The sequence below is a fragment of the Psychroflexus sediminis genome (assembly GCF_900099815.1).
GTDB classification, from domain to species: domain Bacteria; phylum Bacteroidota; class Bacteroidia; order Flavobacteriales; family Flavobacteriaceae; genus Psychroflexus; species Psychroflexus sediminis.
The window spans coordinates 1-19451 of the sequence record NZ_FNCW01000021.1 but is presented as its reverse complement, the minus strand read 5'-3'; the positions used below and the strand labels follow the sequence as shown (position 1 = coordinate 19451).

At 37.5% G+C, this 19451-nt stretch carries 16 protein-coding genes and 1 rRNA gene; 6 read left to right on the top strand and 11 right to left on the bottom strand.

Annotated elements, in window-relative coordinates:
- A 16S ribosomal RNA gene (locus BLP81_RS13095) occupies nucleotides 1–1061 on the bottom strand; the annotation flags it as partial.
- 654 nt (nucleotides 1062–1715) lie between these two features.
- Between BLP81_RS13095 and BLP81_RS13090 the strand changes: the two genes are divergently transcribed.
- Together BLP81_RS13090 and BLP81_RS13085 are read left to right on the top strand one after the other, a co-directional pair.
- Nucleotides 1716–2063 carry a DoxX family protein gene (locus BLP81_RS13090; RefSeq protein ID WP_093370287.1) on the top strand — a complete coding sequence of 116 codons (348 nt, stop codon included), beginning with the start codon at nucleotides 1716–1718 and terminating at the stop codon, nucleotides 2061–2063.
- Between the two features lie 3 nt (nucleotides 2064–2066).
- Nucleotides 2067–2345 (top strand): TIGR03643 family protein, encoded by a 279-nt coding sequence (locus BLP81_RS13085; protein WP_093370277.1) that lies wholly within the window; start codon nucleotides 2067–2069, stop codon nucleotides 2343–2345.
- Here the strand turns inward: BLP81_RS13085 and BLP81_RS13080 are convergent.
- On the bottom strand, nucleotides 2342–3109 hold the full coding sequence (locus BLP81_RS13080) for a S1/P1 nuclease (RefSeq protein WP_093370273.1): 768 nt from the start codon (nucleotides 3107–3109) through the stop codon (nucleotides 2342–2344). The genes BLP81_RS13085 and BLP81_RS13080 overlap by 4 nt on opposite strands.
- A gap of 161 nt (nucleotides 3110–3270) precedes the next feature.
- Here BLP81_RS13080 and BLP81_RS13075 point away from each other — a divergent pair, with 161 nt between their 5' ends.
- Genes BLP81_RS13075 through BLP81_RS13065 form a run of 3 tightly spaced genes read left to right on the top strand, consistent with a single transcriptional unit; the run spans nucleotide 3271 to nucleotide 6154 of the window.
- The gene (locus BLP81_RS13075) at nucleotides 3271–4077 is read left to right on the top strand and encodes a Cof-type HAD-IIB family hydrolase (RefSeq protein WP_093370268.1); all 807 of its coding nucleotides are present in this window, start codon (nucleotides 3271–3273) and stop codon (nucleotides 4075–4077) included.
- 49 nt (nucleotides 4078–4126) lie between these two features.
- Nucleotides 4127–5392 (top strand): DUF819 family protein, encoded by a 1266-nt coding sequence (locus BLP81_RS13070; protein ID WP_093370265.1) that lies wholly within the window; start codon nucleotides 4127–4129, stop codon nucleotides 5390–5392.
- Between the two features lie 9 nt (nucleotides 5393–5401).
- Nucleotides 5402–6154: a DUF4369 domain-containing protein gene (locus tag BLP81_RS13065; RefSeq protein WP_093370260.1), complete on the top strand. Its 753-nt coding sequence runs from the start codon at nucleotides 5402–5404 to the stop codon at nucleotides 6152–6154.
- A gap of 29 nt (nucleotides 6155–6183) precedes the next feature.
- Here BLP81_RS13065 and BLP81_RS13060 read toward each other — a convergent pair whose 3' ends face one another.
- The 8 genes from BLP81_RS13060 to BLP81_RS13025 form a co-directional block, all read right to left on the bottom strand.
- Entirely contained in the window at nucleotides 6184–6450 is a 267-nt protein-coding gene (locus BLP81_RS13060) for a hypothetical protein (protein ID WP_093370255.1), read from the bottom strand.
- 44 nt (nucleotides 6451–6494) lie between these two features.
- The gene (locus BLP81_RS13055) at nucleotides 6495–7463 is read right to left on the bottom strand and encodes a type I phosphomannose isomerase catalytic subunit (protein WP_093370250.1); all 969 of its coding nucleotides are present in this window, start codon (nucleotides 7461–7463) and stop codon (nucleotides 6495–6497) included.
- Nucleotides 7463–7918 (bottom strand): peroxiredoxin, encoded by a 456-nt coding sequence (locus BLP81_RS13050; RefSeq protein ID WP_093370246.1) that lies wholly within the window; start codon nucleotides 7916–7918, stop codon nucleotides 7463–7465. The genes BLP81_RS13055 and BLP81_RS13050 overlap by 1 nt, the downstream gene beginning before the upstream one ends.
- A gap of 1 nt (nucleotide 7919) precedes the next feature.
- Nucleotides 7920–8330: a 6-pyruvoyl trahydropterin synthase family protein gene (locus BLP81_RS13045; protein ID WP_093370242.1), complete on the bottom strand. Its 411-nt coding sequence runs from the start codon at nucleotides 8328–8330 to the stop codon at nucleotides 7920–7922.
- A gap of 4 nt (nucleotides 8331–8334) precedes the next feature.
- A complete protein-coding gene (idi, locus tag BLP81_RS13040; protein WP_093370237.1) occupies nucleotides 8335–8871 on the bottom strand; it encodes an isopentenyl-diphosphate Delta-isomerase in 537 nt (178 codons plus the stop codon).
- A 102-nt stretch (nucleotides 8872–8973) separates the two neighbouring features.
- A complete protein-coding gene (locus BLP81_RS13035) occupies nucleotides 8974–11280 on the bottom strand; it encodes an OmpA family protein (RefSeq protein WP_093370234.1) in 2307 nt (768 codons plus the stop codon).
- A 3-nt stretch (nucleotides 11281–11283) separates the two neighbouring features.
- Complete coding sequence (locus tag BLP81_RS13030; RefSeq protein WP_093370282.1) at nucleotides 11284–12222, bottom strand: PorP/SprF family type IX secretion system membrane protein; 939 nt, start codon at nucleotides 12220–12222, stop codon at nucleotides 11284–11286.
- A 9-nt stretch (nucleotides 12223–12231) separates the two neighbouring features.
- The gene (locus BLP81_RS13025; protein WP_093370229.1) at nucleotides 12232–16443 is read right to left on the bottom strand and encodes an SdrD B-like domain-containing protein; all 4212 of its coding nucleotides are present in this window, start codon (nucleotides 16441–16443) and stop codon (nucleotides 12232–12234) included.
- Between the two features lie 125 nt (nucleotides 16444–16568).
- Between BLP81_RS13025 and BLP81_RS13020 the strand changes: the two genes are divergently transcribed.
- Nucleotides 16569–18155, top strand: a complete 1587-nt coding sequence (locus tag BLP81_RS13020) for a peptide chain release factor 3 (protein WP_093370224.1) — start codon at nucleotides 16569–16571, stop codon at nucleotides 18153–18155.
- A gap of 936 nt (nucleotides 18156–19091) precedes the next feature.
- Here the strand turns inward: BLP81_RS13020 and BLP81_RS13015 are convergent.
- A partial coding sequence (locus BLP81_RS13015; RefSeq protein WP_143002842.1) for an integrase core domain-containing protein occupies nucleotides 19092–19451 on the bottom strand: 360 nt, incomplete at its 5' end.

The window sequence follows — 19451 nt, the reverse complement described above, 5'->3', positions numbered from 1 at the left end:
GAGCTGACGACAACCATGCAGCACCTTGCAATTTGCCCGAAGGAAAAGGTGTTTCCACCCCTGTCAAACTGCATTTAAGCCCTGGTAAGGTTCCTCGCGTATCATCGAATTAAACCACATGCTCCACCGCTTGTGCGGGCCCCCGTCAATTCCTTTGAGTTTCATTCTTGCGAACGTACTCCCCAGGTGGGTTACTTATCACTTTCGCTTAGCCACTCAGATCGCAATTGATCCGAACAGCTAGTAACCATCGTTTACGGCGTAGACTACCAGGGTATCTAATCCTGTTCGCTACCTACGCTTTCGTCCATCAGCGTCAGTGAATTGTTAGTGATCTGCCTTCGCAATCGGTATTCTGAGTAATATCTATGCATTTCACCGCTACACTACTCATTCTAACCACTTCACAAGCACTCAAGAACAACAGTATCAATGGCAATTCTACAGTTGAGCTGCAGACTTTCACCACTGACTTATTGTCCCGCCTACGGACCCTTTAAACCCAATGATTCCGGATAACGCTTGGATCCTCCGTATTACCGCGGCTGCTGGCACGGAGTTAGCCGATCCTTATTCTTACAGTACCGTCAACAGTGTACACGTACACCTTTTTCTTCCTGTATAAAAGCAGTTTACAACCCATAGGGCAGTCTTCCTGCACGCGGCATGGCTGGATCAGGATTGCTCCCATTGTCCAATATTCCTCACTGCTGCCTCCCGTAGGAGTCTGGTCCGTGTCTCAGTACCAGTGTGGGGGATCTCCCTCTCAGGACCCCTACCTATCGTAGCCATGGTAAGCCGTTACCTTACCATCAAGCTAATAGGACGCATACTCATCTATTACCGTAACCTTTAATTACAACCTGATGCCAGGTCGTAATGCCATAAAATATTAATCCAAATTTCTCTGGGCTATCTTTTAGTAATAGGTAGATTGTATACGCGTTACGCACCCGTCCGCCGGTCGTCGTCAAGTGCAAGCACTCACGTTACCCCTCGACTTGCATGTGTTAGGCCTGCCGCTAGCGTTCATCCTGAGCCAGGATCAAACTCTTCATCGTTAAATCTTATATATCTTAACGTCTAAATGAATTCAATTCTAAAATTGTCTTCTCAGGAATTAACTCTAATCTGTTACGATTAGTCTAATCTTTTAATGTTTCTAATTCTATAAGTAATCTCTTACCTATAATTGTCAATTCAATATGTCAATGAACTTTTTCCCTGCTGCCCGTCTTCAACGAACATCTTCCCAAAGGAAGAAGAGGAATTCTTGGCGTTTAAAATCTAACCAAAGACCTTTAAACTCGTGCCGCTTTCGCTAAGCGGATGCAAAACTAATACTTATTTTTAATATAACAAGTGATAATTTTGAAAAAAAATAAAACTTTTAATGAACGTGCTGATTTAGTTTTTAAAGAACCGCAAATCTAATACTTTTTTCTTATCCAATCCAAGTGAAATCAACTAAATGTTATCCCTTCCTTAATTTTACGTTACCTTATCAATACCTCAATTAGCGGGGTGCAAAACTACAACTAATTCCCAACCTAAACCAAACTTTTAGAAAGGTTTTTTACCTCTTTTTTATCCCCGATTCTTAATTAACACAATACCTTATAGTTACATAACTTAATGAAATAAATTCATGTGAAATATTGATTAAATATCAATGCTTATGATTAATTCATCTTTTTAATTTTTAAACTTGCATGATGAGTTGGGATCTACTATTAATGTCTATTATGTATGTGTTTGCAGGAGCGATGCATTTCATCAAGCCAAAAGCCTACGTGAAAATCATTCCAAAATTTTTGCCACAGCGAAGAAGCTTAAACCTGTTAGCTGGTGCTTTTGAGATATTAGCAGGTTTGGGTTTGCTTTTTCCAGAAACTAGAACATATGCGGCGCTTTTCATAATACTGATGCTGATTGCATTCTTACTCATTCATTTCAATATGTTACGTGGTGAACAGTTTTCACTTGGCATACCGAGATGGATTTTAATCTTGAGAATACCATTACAATTTATATTGATTTGGTGGGCTTACCTATATATATAGACTATGCAAAAAGAATTTACGGAAAGAGAACTAGACCGAATAATTGAAATGGCCTGGGAGGACAGAACTCCTTTTGAAGCCATAGAATTTCAGTTTGGGGTAAGTGAAAGCGAAGTTATCAAGATCATGCAAAAAGAAATGAAGCCTTCTAGTTTCAGGATGTGGCGTAAGCGCGTTCAGGGAAGAGCTACTAAACATAAAAAATTGAGAAAAAACTCAATGAAAAAGTTTAAATCTTCCCGACAAAAGCAAATTACTCAAAATAAGATTTCTAAGCGCTAGGCGTAAATATCGTTGAGAATTTTGGCTAAACGTATTCCTGCTTTTTGCATTTGACTTTCAGCAACATCAAACCACATATACATATATCTGTAACTTAAATTATCACCAGGCTCTGCAGATTTGTAAACTTTTCTGGTTAATTCTCGCACCTCCTCTACCCAATCTAAAAGGCTTCCAGATTTTATAGCTTTTATTTCAGATTTGCTGAGTTCAGACAGGTTTCTTGAAAGCTCCGTATAGCTCATATTATAGCTTTCAATCATTTTAGTATCCCAGACACTATGCATATTGGTAGGCTGGTTGAACCATCTTACATTAAAATCGTTTGCCCCTCTGTCTTCTTTGAGTCCAAAATGAAGTGGCTGGTGCATATCCCCTACAAGATGTATTAACATCTTAAGGTAAAATTGTTCTTTGGTTTTATCTAAATTTCCAGATTTTAGTTCACGAATGCATTCTTGAATGCCAACAACAATATCACCCATAGGATTTTTGGCAGATTCAATGTATGTTTCATTTAAAAGTGCGTTTGCGTAATGCCAGGGTTTATAATCATCATAAGCCCTGTCGCTTTTAATTTCATCGGCAAAAGTAGAGGCCTCAGCCAGGGATTGCCCATTTAGGATGCGGTCTATGTTTTTACGGGCCTTCGATTTTAGATAATTTTCTGCAGTTTTACCAACAGTACGGTGACCATTTTGTCCCCAGTCCTCTGAGGCCAATAGAGTTTGTGAAAAAATAAGAAAAGCTAGCAGATATTTCATGTTTTATTTTTTTTTTTCAAATATAAAAGGAATACTATTAAGTCAACGCAAAGCTTTCAGTAAATTATCAATATAAATATCCCTATTAATTTTACTAAAACTTATAAACTTACGTCCTAAACCCTTTAATTTGGGCCGTATTAAATTCAGTATAATAGAACATGATAAAACTTATTTGCAGCGACATTGACGGAACCCTGCTCAATGCTGAAAGAGAACTTTCTAAGAAAAGTATTTCTGTAATTAGACAGTTGAAAAATGAAGTGCCAATTGTTCTCATTTCTTCGAGGATGCCTTCTGCCATGAAACATTTGCAAAAACAACTCGGTATCCTTAAACAGCCAATGGTAGCTTATAATGGGGGATTGATTATTATTGATAATGCCGTAAAGCAGACCACAACAATTCCTTTTGACCTGGTAAACGATATTGTGAGGTCTAATGAAGCCAATCTCCATCTGAGTCTTTTCCATAATGATGACTGGTTTGCTCCTCAAAAAGATCAGTGGACCCGGCGGGAAACTAATAATACAAAGGTAAATCCGATTATTAAGTCCAATGAAAAGGTCCTGAAACTTTGGAAAACCTCTAATACTGGAGCTCACAAAATCATGTGTATGGGTGAGGCAAAACTGATAGACGCTTTTTACAAGAAATTATCTAATCAACTGAATGAAGACTTACATTTATACCGTTCCAAAGAGACTTATATAGAAATAGCGCCCAAAAAAATCTCTAAAAAGTCTGCTATTGATTTTTTGATTTCTTCTGAATTTGATCTAGACATGACAGGTGTAATGAGTTTTGGTGATAATTATAACGATATTGAAATGCTTGAAGCTTCTGGATTAGGGGTAGCTGTAGGTAACTCCAAAGAAGAGGTGAAATTAGCGGCCAATGAAATCATAGGAAATGCCAAAGAAGATGGTGTTGCTGAATTTCTGACCCGGTATTTTAAAATGCGATAACCACTTATAATTGCTAATAATTTTTACTTTTACGCTCTAAATTTTCAAGATGGAAGAAAATCCTTTATTCACAAATGATGCTGTTGTTTTAGGTATCCTGATGCTTTCTATCGCATTGATATTCTACACTTCCAGTATCAAGACTGGCTTCTGGAATAAGTTTTATAAAATTGTTCCCGCACTCTTAATGTGCTATTTAATCCCGGCTATTTTCAATTCTCTTAATATAATTAGCGACTCGACGTCTAATCTTTATTTTGTGGCTAGCCGATATTTCTTACCGGCATCTTTGGTTTTAATGACATTAAGTATAGATTTAAAAGCCATCAAAAATCTTGGATTCAAGGCTTTGATTATGTTTTTGACCGGTACCGTAGGGATAGTCATTGGTGGGCCAATTGCCATTCTACTTATCTCGATTTTTTCTCCGGAAACCGTAGGGGGCGCAGGTCCAGATGCAGTCTGGAGAGGTTTATCTACTCTAGCAGGAAGCTGGATTGGTGGCGGGGCCAATCAAGCCGCGATGCTGGAAATCTTTAAATACAATCCTGAGAAGTATGGCGGGATGGTTTTAGTAGATATTGTTGTGGCTAATTTATGGCTTGCAATTATTTTACTCGGAATTGGTAGATCTGAAAAAATCGATAAATGGCTAAAAGCTGATAATTCTGCTATTGAAGAATTAAAACAAAAGGTCTCTGCTTATACCGCCAGTGTATCGAGAACACCTGAACTCAAAGATTATATGATAATGCTTGGTTTAGCCTTTGTTGCGGTTGGTTTTTCTCATTGGGCTTCAGAATATATATCAAAGTTCCTTTTGGAGAATTTTGAAGTGTTTAGTGATAGAAGTTCAGCTTTAGCATCATTTTCTTCCACCTTTTTCTGGATGATCACCATCGCTACTTTTTTTGGAGTGGCCCTATCTTTTACTAAAGCTAAATCCTATGAAGGAACCGGTGCAAGTAAAATCGGCAGCATCTTTATTTACTTTCTTGTAGCCACTATAGGTATGAAAATGGACCTTGCCGCTGTATTCGAGAACCCTGGGTTAATACTTATAGGTCTTGTATGGATGAGTATCCACGCTGGCTTGCTTATTTTAGTAGCAAAACTCATCAGAGCACCTTACTTCTTTTTAGCTGTAGGTAGTCAAGCCAACGTAGGCGGTGCAGCTTCTGCACCAGTTGTTGCTTCTGCTTTTCACCCTTCACTCACCAGCGTTGGTGTTTTGCTTGCTGTATTTGGCTACGTTTTAGGTACTTACGCAGCCTTGGGCTGCACAATATTAATGGAAATCGCGTCTAACTTATAATCACACTTTATGAAATATTTTTTATCACTTCTCATCTTTACAGTTATTTTGACATCATGTCAAAACAAAAATGACAATCTATTTATCACCGGGGATATTGCTGGTCTAAAAAAGGGCTCTCTTTATCTGCAAAAAATAGGGGATTCCAGCCTGGTCAACGTAGATTCTATCCAAATATCTGGAACATCTGAATTTGCTTTCAGCACTTTTCTGGAAGAACCACAAATCATGTTTATAGAATTGGACAGAAATGATGGGGATGATTATGCAGAAGTGATCAGCTTCTTCGCTGAACCAGGAGACTTAGCTTTGACCACCTCCTTAAAAAATTATAGCATGGATCTGAAAATTGTTTCAGAATTTGACAACCAAAAGAAACTAGAGGAATACAATGAGGTTGTAAAACGTTTCAATAGTCAAAGATTGGAACTTATTGAGGCAAACTTTAATGCTAGTAAAGCTCAGGAGGAGATGAAATTGGATAGCTTAAACAGACGATTTAATTCTATACTGAAAAGGAAATATCTATACACTGTGAATTTTGCTCTCAACAATAAGGATTTGGAAATATCACCTTATGTCATCCTATCTGAAGCCTTTGATGCTAATATTAAATATTTAGATACGGTTTATAATTCCTTAGAGAAGCCTATACAAAAGTCGCTCTACGGGAAGCAGTTGAAACAACTTATTGAAGACAGAAAGGAAAATGATGCGGAAAGTGTAGAAACTGAAGTTATTGATAGTCTTCCTAATGGATAAATCAACAACTCCAGTTTTGAAAAGTGAAATTAAACGTTGTTAAGTTTTTTTATAAACTCATCAGCCTTTTTGTTTACTGACTCTCTAACAGATTTTAGGTGTTTACTCCTGTTTTCTACATCTTTTTTATTGATTTGCTCAATTTGCTGGTCAAATTCAGCTATGACTTCATCAACAAGTTCTTCTGTCTTTTCTTTAAGATCTTCTGAATTTGCTTCTTGATTGATCAGTGCACCGTCGATGATTTCACCGAAACGATCGTTTAATTCTTTTTTGAGTTGTTTTTTACTAGCCATTGTATTGAAAATTAATTTTTCGCAAAAGTAAACTAATTTTAAAACTAAATGCTTATTTCTAAAAGTTTGCTTCCTTCTGATTCAAGGCTTATCTTTTGAAGACATGCCGGTATAAGAATAGTTTCTTTAGGAAAGAGCTGATAACTCATGCTTTTATAAATGATAAAAACAGCAGAAGTGCCAACGTTCATAAGGATAACAAACGAATCCATTTCTGAGTAATCCAGATCAATAAAGCCTTTAATCTCTATAAAATTGGTAACGAAATAAGGCGTGTCCGCTAATGTTACTTTAGAATTAAGTTTGGGATTATATCTGATTTTATAGTCAGAGTTACCGCTAAAATCAATAGCCTCTAAAGCTAAATCTGTATGCAGCTCTCTTGAATTTCCATCAATATCTGTTCTGTTCCAGTCATAAAGTCGGTAAGTAATATCTGAAGTTTGCTGGATTTCAGCTAGCAAGACACCAGCTCCAATGGCATGAACCAAACCAGGTTTGATAAAAAAGGAATCGCCTTCCTTGACTTTTACAGTATTTAGAGCAGATTCCAAAGCATCTTGATTCAGCAATTCCTCATAGGCGTCAATTGTAATTGATGTCTTAAAATCAATGATTATTCTGGCATCATCTTCATTTTCAACAACATACCACATTTCGGTTTTACCAAAACTCTTATGGCGCTTTTTGGCAAGTTGGTCGTCTGGATGAACCTGGACAGAAAGGTTCTCCCTGGCTTCTATGAATTTGATAAGAATTGGAAATTCATTTTTAAACCTTTGAAAAACTGATTTACCCACCAAGTCTTCTTTGAACTCTGCAAGTAATTCTTGGAGATTTTTACCCTGAAGTTTACCGTTTTCAACAATTGACGTCTCATGCTTAATTCCGCTTACTTCCCAACTCTCACCTATTTTTTTTCCGGGTATATCGGTATTAGATTTAAAATGTAGCTTATGGCCTCCCCAGATTTTTTCTTTAAGAATTGAGTTAAATTTAAGTGGATAAAGCATCAATCCAAATGTTTAATGGCTTTTAATGCTTTCTTCATGTGCTTAGAAGCATCAAGGCTATTGAATTTGAAAATTACATGTCCTTCAGAATCAATAACGAAAGTTTCTCTCCCCGGAACCAATCCCAGGAGACTTTTCTTTATTTCAAATTTCTTTCTTACTCTTCCATTGGCGTCAGAAAGTAAAATAAAGGGAAGTTTATACTTTTTAGCGAATTTGGCATGAGACTTTTCTGAGTCATTACTGATTCCTATCACTTCTGCCCCGGCTTCTTGAAATTCCTCGTAGCTGTCTCTAAAATTACAGGCTTCTTTTGTACATCCAGGTGTAAAATCTTTTGGATAAAAGTAAATCACAGCAGGCTTCTTCCCTATGACCTCTTTTGAATCGAACATATTCCCGTTCTGATCCTTAAGTTCGAAATGTGGTGCTTTTTCTCCTTTTTCTAATGACATCTTATTCTCCTTTATAAGTTACGAAATTTCTAGGCGTTTCATAGAGCGTAATTTCTAGCTCATGTCCATCTTTCAGTTTTGGCTTGAGTTTATTCCATATCACCACGGAAATATTTTCAGCTGTCGGGTTTAGACTTTGAAATTCTGGAACTTGTTCATTCAAGTTTTTATGGTCGAAAGCGTCTTCAACTTCAGATTTAATAAGATCCTTTAATAGTTTCACATCCATAACATAACCGGTTTCAGGATCAATTTCACCGGTTACCGAAGCGATAAGTTCGTAGTTATGTCCATGGTAGTTCGGGTTATTACATTTGCCGAAAACCTCTTCGTTCTTCTCAAAATCCCAATCCTTTCTATATAATCTATGTGCTGCATTGAAATGAGCTTTACGATGTACTGTTACTTTCATATAATTAAGTTGAAGATTTTATCATTTCACTTTTATGTTTTTCAAAAATAATTTTGAACCATTCTGTATATTTTTCAGGGTTTTCCCTGATATCGACTTCAATATCTTCAAGTTTCATCCATTTCCAAGCATTGACTTCTTCCGGATTTGGATTTGGGTCATCATCATATTCACCCACTAGAATATAATCGTATTCATACTCAGTAAGACCATTGTCAAACGGGGCTTTATAAATGAATGAAATTGTTTCTTGAAGCTCGGTTGTAAACCCCATTTCTTCCTGAAGGCGGCGTTTCCCGGCCTCTATATTGGTTTCATCCAGGTGTTGATGACTGCAACAGGTATTCGTCCAAAGGCCTGGCGTGTGATATTTTGACAAAGCCCTTTGCTGAAGCATTAACTCCTTATTTGAATTGTAAATAAAAACTGAAAAAGCACGATGAAGTTTAGCCTTTTCATGAGCTTCTATTTTTTCCATTGTCCCTAGCGGATTATCATTTTCATCCACTAAAATCACGTAATTGGTAACTTTTTCTTTCATATTTCCAAAAGTACAAAATAACTTGTATTTGAGTACAAATAAGGAAATCTGCAGCAATGAAAAGTTGCTATTTATGAATTATTTAGTATTGATTTATTCTACTTAAAACCGACTCTCTCCGCGAAGCCCAACTACAAATGCACCTTCTATACCCTGATTTCTAAGTTTCACTTTATAGTTTTCAGCTTCTTTTCTGGTTGAAAAAATAGAAGAAAAGTATCGTTTATAACCATCCTTGTATACGTGGCTAAATACATGCTCTACCTTATCGAACTGAATATTTGAGTTTTTGCTAAATGCTCCTATTTGCACTGTATAGACTTCTTCTTTAGAATTTTTAAAATCGTAATAAACCCCTTCTGAAGTTGAGTTTTTTGTCGTGTTAACTTTATTTCTTTCAGAGGCGATTATTTCTCTTTTGATGTTTTCCGGGGTTTCATTTTCATTCAAAATGATAAATTCTGACCTGCGGTTTAACGCATGTTCTGCTTCTGAGCATGAAACCCCGTTTGAACAATTATTGACGGGCTGAGTTTCTCCATAACCTCTTCCTGAAATACGGTAGGACTCAATTGCAGCCTTTTCAATGATATAATCCATCGTAGCTGTAGCCCGCTTATCCGATAAGATTTTATTATAAGCATCTCCTGCTCTACTATCGGTATGAGACCTGATGTCTATGCGCATATTTGGATAAGATTTCATCACAGCAATAATTTTCTGCAACTCTACTTCAGCATCTGGACGAATTTGAAACTTGTCTATATCAAAATAAATGGGGTCTAACTGAAGTAACTGACTTAAGTCATCACCTTTATCTGCTTTGGTAACACCCAGTTCATTTCCAGTCTCTGGTCTAAAATTAAGTGTGTTTTCAGTTCCGAAATCAGAAGACGTTTTCACTAATTCTTCTATGGTAGCAAAACCGTCTTTAGAAACTCTCACCACGTATCGGGTATCGCAGTCAACTTCAAACTGATAAAAACCTTCAGAATTGGTCTTGGTCGATTTTAATAAATTTAAATCTTCATCGAACAATTCAACTTTAGCATCGGTGAGGGCTTCTTCCCCGTCAGCTGTAAAGATTTTACCGTTTAACAACTGTGAACAAGCAGTCATTAGCTTTTCAAGCTGTACTATGGAATATAAATTATCATTTGTATCCCCATCCTCTCTATTGGAAGCGAAAAACCCTTTTTTCAATTCAGAATTTATGATAAGGCTAAAATCATCTTTATTACTATTGATAGGTCGCCCAAGATTAAATACCTCTCCAAGCTCTCCATTTTCCTTTATTACAGCAACAAAAACGTCTAGACCTCCTAAACCTAGGTGTCCGTCTGATGAAAAATAAAGCAAATTATCTTGACTTATAAAGGGAAAACTTTCTCGACCCTCAGTATTAATAAAATTTCCAAGATTTTGTGGTTCACTGTAGGTATTTTCATCTAAAATCTGGACTCGGAAAATGTCTGACATACCAAGAGTACCGTCCATATCAGAGGAAAAATAAAGCGTTTTATCATCATTGCTAAGTGCCGGATGAGCAACAGAGTAATTATCGCTGTTGAAAGGCAGTTCTTGCGGCTTTGTCCAGGAATTATCAGCATTCAATTCTGACTTAAATAATTTCAAATAACTCACGCCATCTTCACCGCGATTAAGTTTATTTCCTGAAAAATTATTCCTTGTAAAATAAACTGTTTTTCCATCACTTGTAAATACGGCCGAGGACTCATGAAATTTAGAATTTAAAACCTCTGAAAACTCAGTTGGCTGGGATTCAATGTCTAAAGAATCTGATAGTTCGACGGTGTATAAATTGAGGTAAGGTTGATTGTTCCACTCATGAACCCGTTTCACGGACGATGAGATGGGTCTATTGGACGCAAATACCAGTTTATCATTATAAAATGAAGGTGAAAATTCAGAATATTCAGAATTGATTGGTAACCTATTTATTTTGAATCTTCCAGACTGCATATCGATAAGCTCCAGATAGTTACGCTCTCGTTTAAGCTTCAGAACTCTACTGTCATTCTCGTTCAAGGCATCAAACTCCAGCATGATCTGATCTGACATATCATATCGCTTAGCACTTTTCAACGCCTGAGCATATCTGAATAAATATTCTTTTGGAAGCTTAGGATTTAACTCATAGAGCTTTTGATACCACTCTAAAGCACTTTCCTGGTCATTGTTGAAATAGTAAGAATCTCCAAGCTTTTTGAATAAATTTTCAGATTCATAACCGCTTTTCGCAACCTCAAGATAAATCTTCTGCGCATCAATAAAAGCGTAACCTTCAAACATCTCATCGGCTTCTTTTAACTTATCAATTTGAGCGTTTACAACACCAAAAAAAAGAAGCGACAATAGGAAAAAAATATGTTTAAAATTCAATTTCATGTTTTAGAAGAATCTTGGTGTATACATTTTTTTGTATTTCTTGAATAGTTCAAATCTCGCGAAAAATTCCAACGAGCCGTCATTGTAACTAGATAATGTTGATATATTTCTGTCGTAAGCAATACCCATTAAAATTGCATCGCTAACTTGAAATGCAAACAAACCTGAAAATGCAGAATTCAACCTGTATGCTGCACCAAGTGTAAATTTATCATTAATCAGAAAATTTGATGAAAGCTCAGCTAATAAAGGCGCTCCACTTACATGCCTAACTAATAAAGAAGGCTTAAATTTCAAAGCCGGGTTTATGTCAAAAACTAAACCTGCAGTTAGGTAATAATGCAGACGATCTCTAACAGTAGCATCTGCCACAGAATTTTCTGAAAACCGGTCTGTTCTCAATAAGGCAGGAACACTTAGCCCTACAAAATATCGATCGTTGTATAATAATGCCCCTAACCCAATCTGAGGCGAAATTTTATTGTCTATATTATTGTTAAACTCAGGATCATTTGGGTCAAAGATATTCAGCTCATTATAGTCGACACTTAACAGGTTGACTCCGGCATTAAGGCCAAAAGATAATTTGGTAAACCTGGAAACGTCTAATGAATAGCTGTAAACAGCATTGATATCGGTTTGGGTCGTAATCCCGATTTTGTCATTTACAATATTAAATCCCAGGCCCATTTTTCCGTCTCTGATAGGGGAATGGGCAGATAGGGTTTGAGAAGTAGGAGCACCGTCGAATCCCATCCATCGCGACCTGTATAATGCCACAGCACTAAACACGTTTCTAGAGCCGGCATACGCTGGATTAATGCTTAATGTGTTATACATATACTGAGTAAAATTTGGATCTTGCTGCGCAAAACCCGATGTGCTACTCAATAAAAGAAGCAAAAACATTAGGCTAGTATATAGAATTCGACTTTTAGTCATCATTCAGTATTAATTTAAATGTAAATATCCATTCTTTCGTATAGGCTCTCCGTCTCTATTTACGTAATTTAAAATATAGAAATAAGTGCCAGTCGGTAAACGTTTATCTTTTTGAATTGTAATATTTCCTTCACTGTAACCATTAAACCTCAGGTTATATTCATCATTATCATAACCCGTCACGTCAAAAACTTTGACTCCCTGTCTGTTGAAAATTTGAACTGAATTGTTTGGATAATTTTCAATTCCTTTTATTCTGAAAAAGGTATTGTTGAAAGCACTTCCTTCGGATGCAATGGCATTAAATATTTCTAGGCCGTCAATTAAGAATCCGTCGTTGTCAGAATTGACAGTTTCACCAGAAATGACTAAGGTTGTTGTGGGGTCTGTTCCTTCAGTTTGAGTTACATTTTCAGGAAAATCCGGATCTTCTTTATCGATTTCTGATAGGGTTTGACCTGGTATTACCTCGATAGACCAATCCCCATTACTTTCGGTTTCCGTCTCAAATAGACTTCCAGAAGAGTCGGTAATTCTAATACTCACATTCGATATGCCTTCTTCTAGCCCATCTTGAGTACTGTTTCCGTTGTCGTCAAAATAAAGTCTCCCTGTTAGAATGCCTGTTTTTTCTTCAATAAAATATCCATCTGGAACTTCAGAAACATTTGCGTTTGATCCCACAAAAGAAATTGTAGGATTGGTTCCCTGCGTCTGGACAGCATCTTGAGGAAAATTAGGTCCATTAGTATTAATAGTGGAAGTTGTATTGCCAATCGAAACAGTAACAAACCATTCTCCGTTAGCGTCAGTAATGATTGTGCTTGTGACTCCGTCTGATTCTAAAATTTCAATTTCTACTCCTTCAATACCAGGTTCTCCATTATCTTGAGTAGAATTGTTATTTTGATCTTCATAAACAATGCCGCTAAGCGTTCCTGATTGATTTGGCGTAAAAAAACCGTCTGCTTCCTCAGCAATATCATCTCCAGCACTCACTTGAGTGGTGGTTGGATTATTTCCCTGTGTTTGAGTGGCTCCTTGAGGGAAATTGGAATCTTCAACATCGATGGTTGAAATTACTGAACCTTCTGCTACCTGAGCTGTCCAATTACCGTTAATATCAGTCGTTAAATTTTGACTGATACCGTCCCCATCAACAACCTGAACTAAAACATTTGGCATATCGGGCTCATTATTATCCTGAACTCCATTGCTGTTATTGTCAAAATACAGATGCCCTGAAAGTGAGCCTGTAATATTAGGATCTTGTATAAAATATCCATCCTTATCAGACTGTGTTGATGCATTGGCAATCACAAATGTTAAGCTAGGATCTGTACCTTCAGTTTGTATTGCAGCAGTTGGGAAATCGGGATCTTGTTGATCTATATTAGAAAAGGTATTACCTGCTGGAACTTCAATAGACCAATCCCCGTTTACATCGGTTTCGATTAAACTAACCACGCCAAATACATCAATGATTTCGACATCCACATTGGGCATATCAGGTTCACCTGAATCCTGAGTACCATTACCATTATCGTCAAAATACAAATGGCCCAACAAATTCCCTGTTGTATCTGGTGTCGGAACAAAGAAACCATCATCTTCAGAAAAAGTCGTGTTGCCAACATTTACGAAGGTCGTAGTTGGATCGGTACCATCGGTTTGGACGGCTCCCTGAGGAAAGTTCGCATCCTGCTGATTAATATCAGAAACTGTGTTACCAGCAGGTACTTCAACAGACCAGTTTCCGTTCGCATTGGTCACAACGGTAGATGTATTTCCAAAAACATCAGTGATTAATACTTCAATGTCACTTAAATCTAATTCACCGGAATTCTGAATTCCATTGCCGTTTGCATCTAAATACAGATGACCTGATAAGGTACCTAAAAGATTAGGATCTGTCAGGAAAAAACCATCATTATCGGATAACACAGTATCGTCTTGTGGCACAAAAGTTAACGTTGGGTCAGTTCCTTCCGTTTGAATTGCTCCAGCAGGGAAATCAGGATCTTGCTGATCAATATTAGAAAAGGTGTTACCAGCAGGTACTTCGATAGACCAGTCACCGTTCACATCGGATTCTATGATGCTGACATCTCCAAAAACATCGATAATCTCAATATCCACATTAGCCAGGTCTGGTTCTCCAATCTCTTGATTACCATTAGCATTTGTATCGAAATAAAGGTGACCTACCAATGTTCCGCTCAAATTTGCATCTGGAATAAAAAATCCATCCAAGTCAGAAAGTGTGGTTTCATCAGCTACAACGAAGGTAAGTGAAGGATCTGTTCCTTCAGTCTGGGTTGCGCCCGTTGGAAAATCTGGATCTTGTTGGTCTATATTGGAAAAGGTATTTCCTGCAGGCACTTCTATAGACCAGTCTCCATTTACATCTGTTTCAAGAAGTGTGACATCTCCAAAAACATCGATTATTTCCACATCAACATTGGGCATGTCTGGCTCTCCAACATCCTGAACTCCATTACCGTTACTATCGAAGTAAAGATGACCCTGCAATACCCCCACCAAACTGGGTTCAATACTAAAGAAACCGTCGTTATCTGACACTACTGAAGTATCTGCTGGAACAAAAGTAATAGTTGGATCTGTTCCTTCAGTTTGGACGGCACCCACCGGAAAATCAGGATCACTTTGAAGAATGTCTGAGGTTGTAGTTCCTGAAGGAATAACAATCGACCAATCTCCATTAGCATCTGTTTCCAGAAGTGTTACCTCGCCAAATGTATCTGTGATTTGTACATCAATATTAGGCAGATTGGGTTCCCCAGCATCTTGAGTTCCATTGCCATTGGTATCTGAATATAAATGACCTGATAAAGTCCCCTCTAGTTCGGGATCGGTTTCAAAAAATCCGTCTATATCTGATAAAATATCATTTCCGGCAATGACTTGAGTCAATGTTGGATCTGTGCCTTCTGTTTGAACTGCGCCTTGAGGAAAATCTGGATCTTGCTGATCAATATTGGAAAACGTGTTGCCTGCTGGCACCTCCACAGACCAATCTCCATTGACATCTGTAACCAGTATCGTAACATTACCGAAAGAATCGATAATTTCTACATCTACATCTGGCATATCGGCTTCACCTATGTCCTGTACCCCATTTCCATCTTCATCAAAATATAAATGCCCCCTTAAAATTCCTGAACCCAAAAACCCATCAAACTCTTCATAAGTTTGCCCATTCACAACCTCTGTAGTCGTTGGGTTATTACCTTCAGTCTGCGAAGCTCCGGTGGGAAATCCAGGAGCATTTTCATCGATAAGGGATTCTGTTGTACCGGCAGGAACCCTTATACTCCAATTTCCAGCCGCATCTGTCGCAAGGTTAATTGTATCGCTTAAGGAGGTTCTTATCTCAACAGGTATATTGGCTATTCCTGGTTCTCCGGAATCTTGATTCCCGGTTCCATTTTCATCAAAATAGACTATTCCAGACAAAATTCCAGATTCAAAAAATCCGTCATTTTCAGTAAATGTTTCCTCTCCACTCGGAATGCTATGCGTAGAAGGATTTGTCCCTTCTGTTTGGAAAGCTCCAGTTGGAAAATCAGCATCAGTTTCATCTACATTAACTTCAACAGGTCCAAATAAAACCGTTGCCAGCCAGTCTCCACTTGAATCCGTTATAACTGTTTGCGTATTGCCGTACTGATCTGTAATAAGCACATCTACATCTGGCAGGTCAATTTCAAGAGAATCCTGAACTCCATTCCCGTTGGTATCAGAATACAGATGTCCTGAAGCATCGCCCTGGAAAGTGAAACCTTTGGTTTCAGCCTGGACTGTATCGTTTGCTATAATTTGAACAGAACTTGGATCGGAGCCTTCAGTTTGCAGATATCCTGCAGAAAGACTCGACAAATCCATGATGAGATTAGCATTACCTTCAATCACTTCTGCAGACCATCGCCCATCAGCATTGGTTGGTGTTGTTTGCCCGTTCCCATTTGAATTTACGATAATAACACGAACCCCTTCCAGGCCAGGCTCTCCTGTATCTCTGGTGCCATTAGCGTTGAAGTCTGCGTAAATTAAACCTTCAACCACACCAGTCGCCGCCAATTTTTGCATAAGTTCTACAAAAGGATTTGGAAGATAGGATTTCCCTTCTTGGGCATTTGCCCAAAAACCTTGAAAAATCACTAAAACCAAGAACAGAAGAGATGAAGTAGTTATTCTCATGTATTAGTTAATTTAACACAAATATAGATTAAAGATATTAAACATTTTTATTTTTTTTAAGCAAAAAACATCAATAAATAGGTGAAAATGATTGATTTCAGTGTATAAAAAATTAAATTTGCCGCATGAAAATAAATAAGGAAATCAATCGCCGAAGAACTTTCGGTATTGTATCTCACCCTGACGCTGGTAAAACTACTTTAACTGAAAAACTACTTCTGTTTGGAGGTGCTATCCAAGAAGCAGGAGCCGTTAAAAATAATAAAATAAAAAAAACGGCTACCAGTGACTTTATGGAGATTGAGCGCCAGAGAGGTATTTCGGTAGCCACATCCGTTTTAGGGTTTGAGTATAAAAACATAAAAATCAATATCCTTGACACCCCAGGGCATAAGGACTTTGCTGAAGACACCTTCAGAACCTTAACCGCCGTTGACAGTGTCATAGTTGTCATTGACGTCGCAAAAGGGGTTGAGGAGCAAACGGAAAAACTGGTTAAGGTTTGCAGAATGCGAAACATCCCCATCATCGTTTTCATCAATAAAATGGATAGAGAGGGTAAAGATGCCTTTGGACTCTTGGATGAAATCGAACAAAAGCTTGGTCTCCACGTGACCCCCCTGAGTTTTCCTATCGGAATGGGTTATGATTTTAAGGGCATCTACAACATCTGGGAGAAAAACGTTAACCTGTTTACAGGAGATCCCAAAAAAGATATCGAAGAAACAATTCAGGTTAGTGATTTATCTACGGATGAAATCGACCAACTCATCGGCACCGATTCTGCGGACACCTTGAGAGAAGAGCTTGAGCTTGCACAAGGCGTTTATCCTGAATTTGATATAGATCAATATAAAAGAGGAGAATTGCAACCTGTGTTTTTTGGTTCAGCCTTAAATAACTTTGGAGTGCGTGAATTGCTGGATTGCTTTATTGAAATTGCTCCGCCACCCCGGCCAAAGCAAAGTGACATTAGAGAAATCCGGCCCGAGGAAGATAAGTTTACCGGGTTTGTGTTTAAGATTCATGCCAACATGGATCCTCGCCACAGAGACAGGCTTGCCTTTGTGAAAGTCGTTTCTGGAAAATTTGAAAGAAACAAACCCTATTTACACGTCAGAAGCAATAAAAACCTGAAATTTTCCAGTCCCAATGCCTTTTTCGCAGAGCGAAAGGAAATTGTAGATGAGATGTTTCCCGGTGATATTGTAGGTCTTCATGATACAGGAACCTTCAAAATTGGAGACACCCTTACCGAGGGCGAAATCCTTCAATACAAAGGCATCCCCAATTTCTCGCCCGAGCATTTTAGATATATCAACAATGCTGATCCGATGAAATCCAAACAACTCAATAAAGGTATTGAACAGTTGATGGATGAAGGGGTGGCGCAGTTGTTTACCCTGGAACTCAACAACAGGAAAATTATTGGAACTGTTGGCGCGCTTCAGTATGAAGTTATTCAATACAGACTGGAACACGAATACGGTGCGAAATGTTCGTATGAGAATATCAATGTTCATAAAGCCTGCTGGATAGAGCCAAAAGACCCTAAAAGTGAAGAGTTTAAAGAATTCAAACGGGTGAAGGCTAAGTTTTTAGCGCATGACAAGTCAGACCAGCTCGTATTCCTGGCCGACTCTGAGTTCTCCTTACAGATGACACAGCAGAAATATCCAAATATTACATTTCACTTTACATCGGAGTTTTAATATTTTCGGAGCCGGGAACCTGCTTTCCGCTTCAAGTCCTCCCCCTCCCCCAAGGCTTTGGGGATTGGGGGTGCGGGCTTTTCGCTGCAATCAGGGCTAGGGTAACCTGCACTTAAGGTGTAAGATTCCTTTTTTCTTCATCAAAAAATACATATACTGATGCATAGTAAACTATAATTCCAAGTATAGGTAAAATCCAAATTATGGATATGAATATAACTTTATCCATCAATTGCTTCTGAACTATGAGTATGTGAAGGGATAAGATTATGTTTATTCCAAATAAAGACATAAGAAAAATATGTATCAAGGGTTCTGGTAGTATCAATTCCATAAGCTTATATATTTGAGAATTATTTTTATTTATTGCTCTATATAACGAATAAATGCTTTACAAACATATAATTAAATTTTATACTTTGATTAGGGTTTGACCGTAAATTTTAACTACTTCGCAAGCATTAGATCGTGAAATCTTGTAAGGATAAAGGTTCAGAATTTTTAAACCTCTAAATCAAAAATCGAGGTTATACCAAAGCAAGTGAATTTTAAAGCTTTTAGTACAGAAGTAAGATAAAATTTACACGTGTTTGATTCCAATAAGTCTCCCTTAAAGAATTCTACAGTTCTATAACTAATGATAAATTTTCATTTTAATCCTTTTTAATCTTTGTTATCAGGTTTCGGATTTATGCTATATTTGACCCAAGCATTTTGCTAAACCTTAAGGATTTGGTCTATACCATTTGCAAATCAGTATTTGATTTGTAATTCATTGTAAAAACAAACCATTTTGAACTCATTTAGGCTAAAATTAATTGTAGCGCTTTCACTATTGGCTCTGGTGTTTTTAACCGGGGTTTTTGGTTTTAGAATGATGATTGACCTTCCCTAAATAGCGTTGACCGTTTTGGTTAATATACTAATTGATTATTTTCATAATTCTATCGGACAATTATGAGCCTGAGGCTCTTCATTTGGGTTTAAGCTATGGTGCTTCAATGCCTCTTTGATTTTATAATTACCATCAGCATATATGATCGTCATTGGTCTTTCTTGGCTATCCAAATTTAAAACATAATTTTTAAATTCTTTTGGGGTTTTCCCACTCAAACTATCATGTTGTCTTTTAGTGTTATAATGCTCTACAGCTTTCTTGGCTTTGGCTCGTAAAACTCTTAAGTTATCAATATGCCATAGGTTTAAATATTCGTTCTTTATAGTACCGTTTACTCGTTCAGCAAAGGCATTATCTTGAGCTTTTATACCCATGCTAAGCTTTATGCCAGCATCACT

Bases quoted from the DNA above. Each gene is read 5' to 3' on its own strand.
- BLP81_RS13045 (WP_093370242.1), bottom strand. From the start codon at position 8,330: ATGAAAGTAACAGTACATCGTAAAGCTCATTTCAATGCAGCACATAGA.
- BLP81_RS13035 (WP_093370234.1), bottom strand. From the start codon at position 11,280: ATGAAATTGAATTTTAAACATATTTTTTTCCTATTGTCGCTTCTTTTT.
- idi (WP_093370237.1), bottom strand. From the start codon at position 8,871: ATGAAAGAAAAAGTTACCAATTACGTGATTTTAGTGGATGAAAATGAT.
- BLP81_RS13075 (WP_093370268.1), top strand. From the start codon at position 3,271: ATGATAAAACTTATTTGCAGCGACATTGACGGAACCCTGCTCAATGCT.
- BLP81_RS13030 (WP_093370282.1), bottom strand. From the start codon at position 12,222: ATGACTAAAAGTCGAATTCTATATACTAGCCTAATGTTTTTGCTTCTT.
- BLP81_RS13060 (WP_093370255.1), bottom strand. From the start codon at position 6,450: ATGGCTAGTAAAAAACAACTCAAAAAAGAATTAAACGATCGTTTCGGT.
- BLP81_RS13080 (WP_093370273.1), bottom strand. From the start codon at position 3,109: ATGAAATATCTGCTAGCTTTTCTTATTTTTTCACAAACTCTATTGGCC.
- BLP81_RS13025 (WP_093370229.1), bottom strand. From the start codon at position 16,443: ATGAGAATAACTACTTCATCTCTTCTGTTCTTGGTTTTAGTGATTTTT.
- BLP81_RS13065 (WP_093370260.1), top strand. From the start codon at position 5,402: ATGAAATATTTTTTATCACTTCTCATCTTTACAGTTATTTTGACATCA.
- BLP81_RS13070 (WP_093370265.1), top strand. From the start codon at position 4,127: ATGGAAGAAAATCCTTTATTCACAAATGATGCTGTTGTTTTAGGTATC.
- BLP81_RS13085 (WP_093370277.1), top strand. From the start codon at position 2,067: ATGCAAAAAGAATTTACGGAAAGAGAACTAGACCGAATAATTGAAATG.
- BLP81_RS13020 (WP_093370224.1), top strand. From the start codon at position 16,569: ATGAAAATAAATAAGGAAATCAATCGCCGAAGAACTTTCGGTATTGTA.
- BLP81_RS13055 (WP_093370250.1), bottom strand. From the start codon at position 7,463: ATGCTTTATCCACTTAAATTTAACTCAATTCTTAAAGAAAAAATCTGG.
- BLP81_RS13050 (WP_093370246.1), bottom strand. From the start codon at position 7,918: ATGTCATTAGAAAAAGGAGAAAAAGCACCACATTTCGAACTTAAGGAT.
- BLP81_RS13090 (WP_093370287.1), top strand. From the start codon at position 1,716: ATGAGTTGGGATCTACTATTAATGTCTATTATGTATGTGTTTGCAGGA.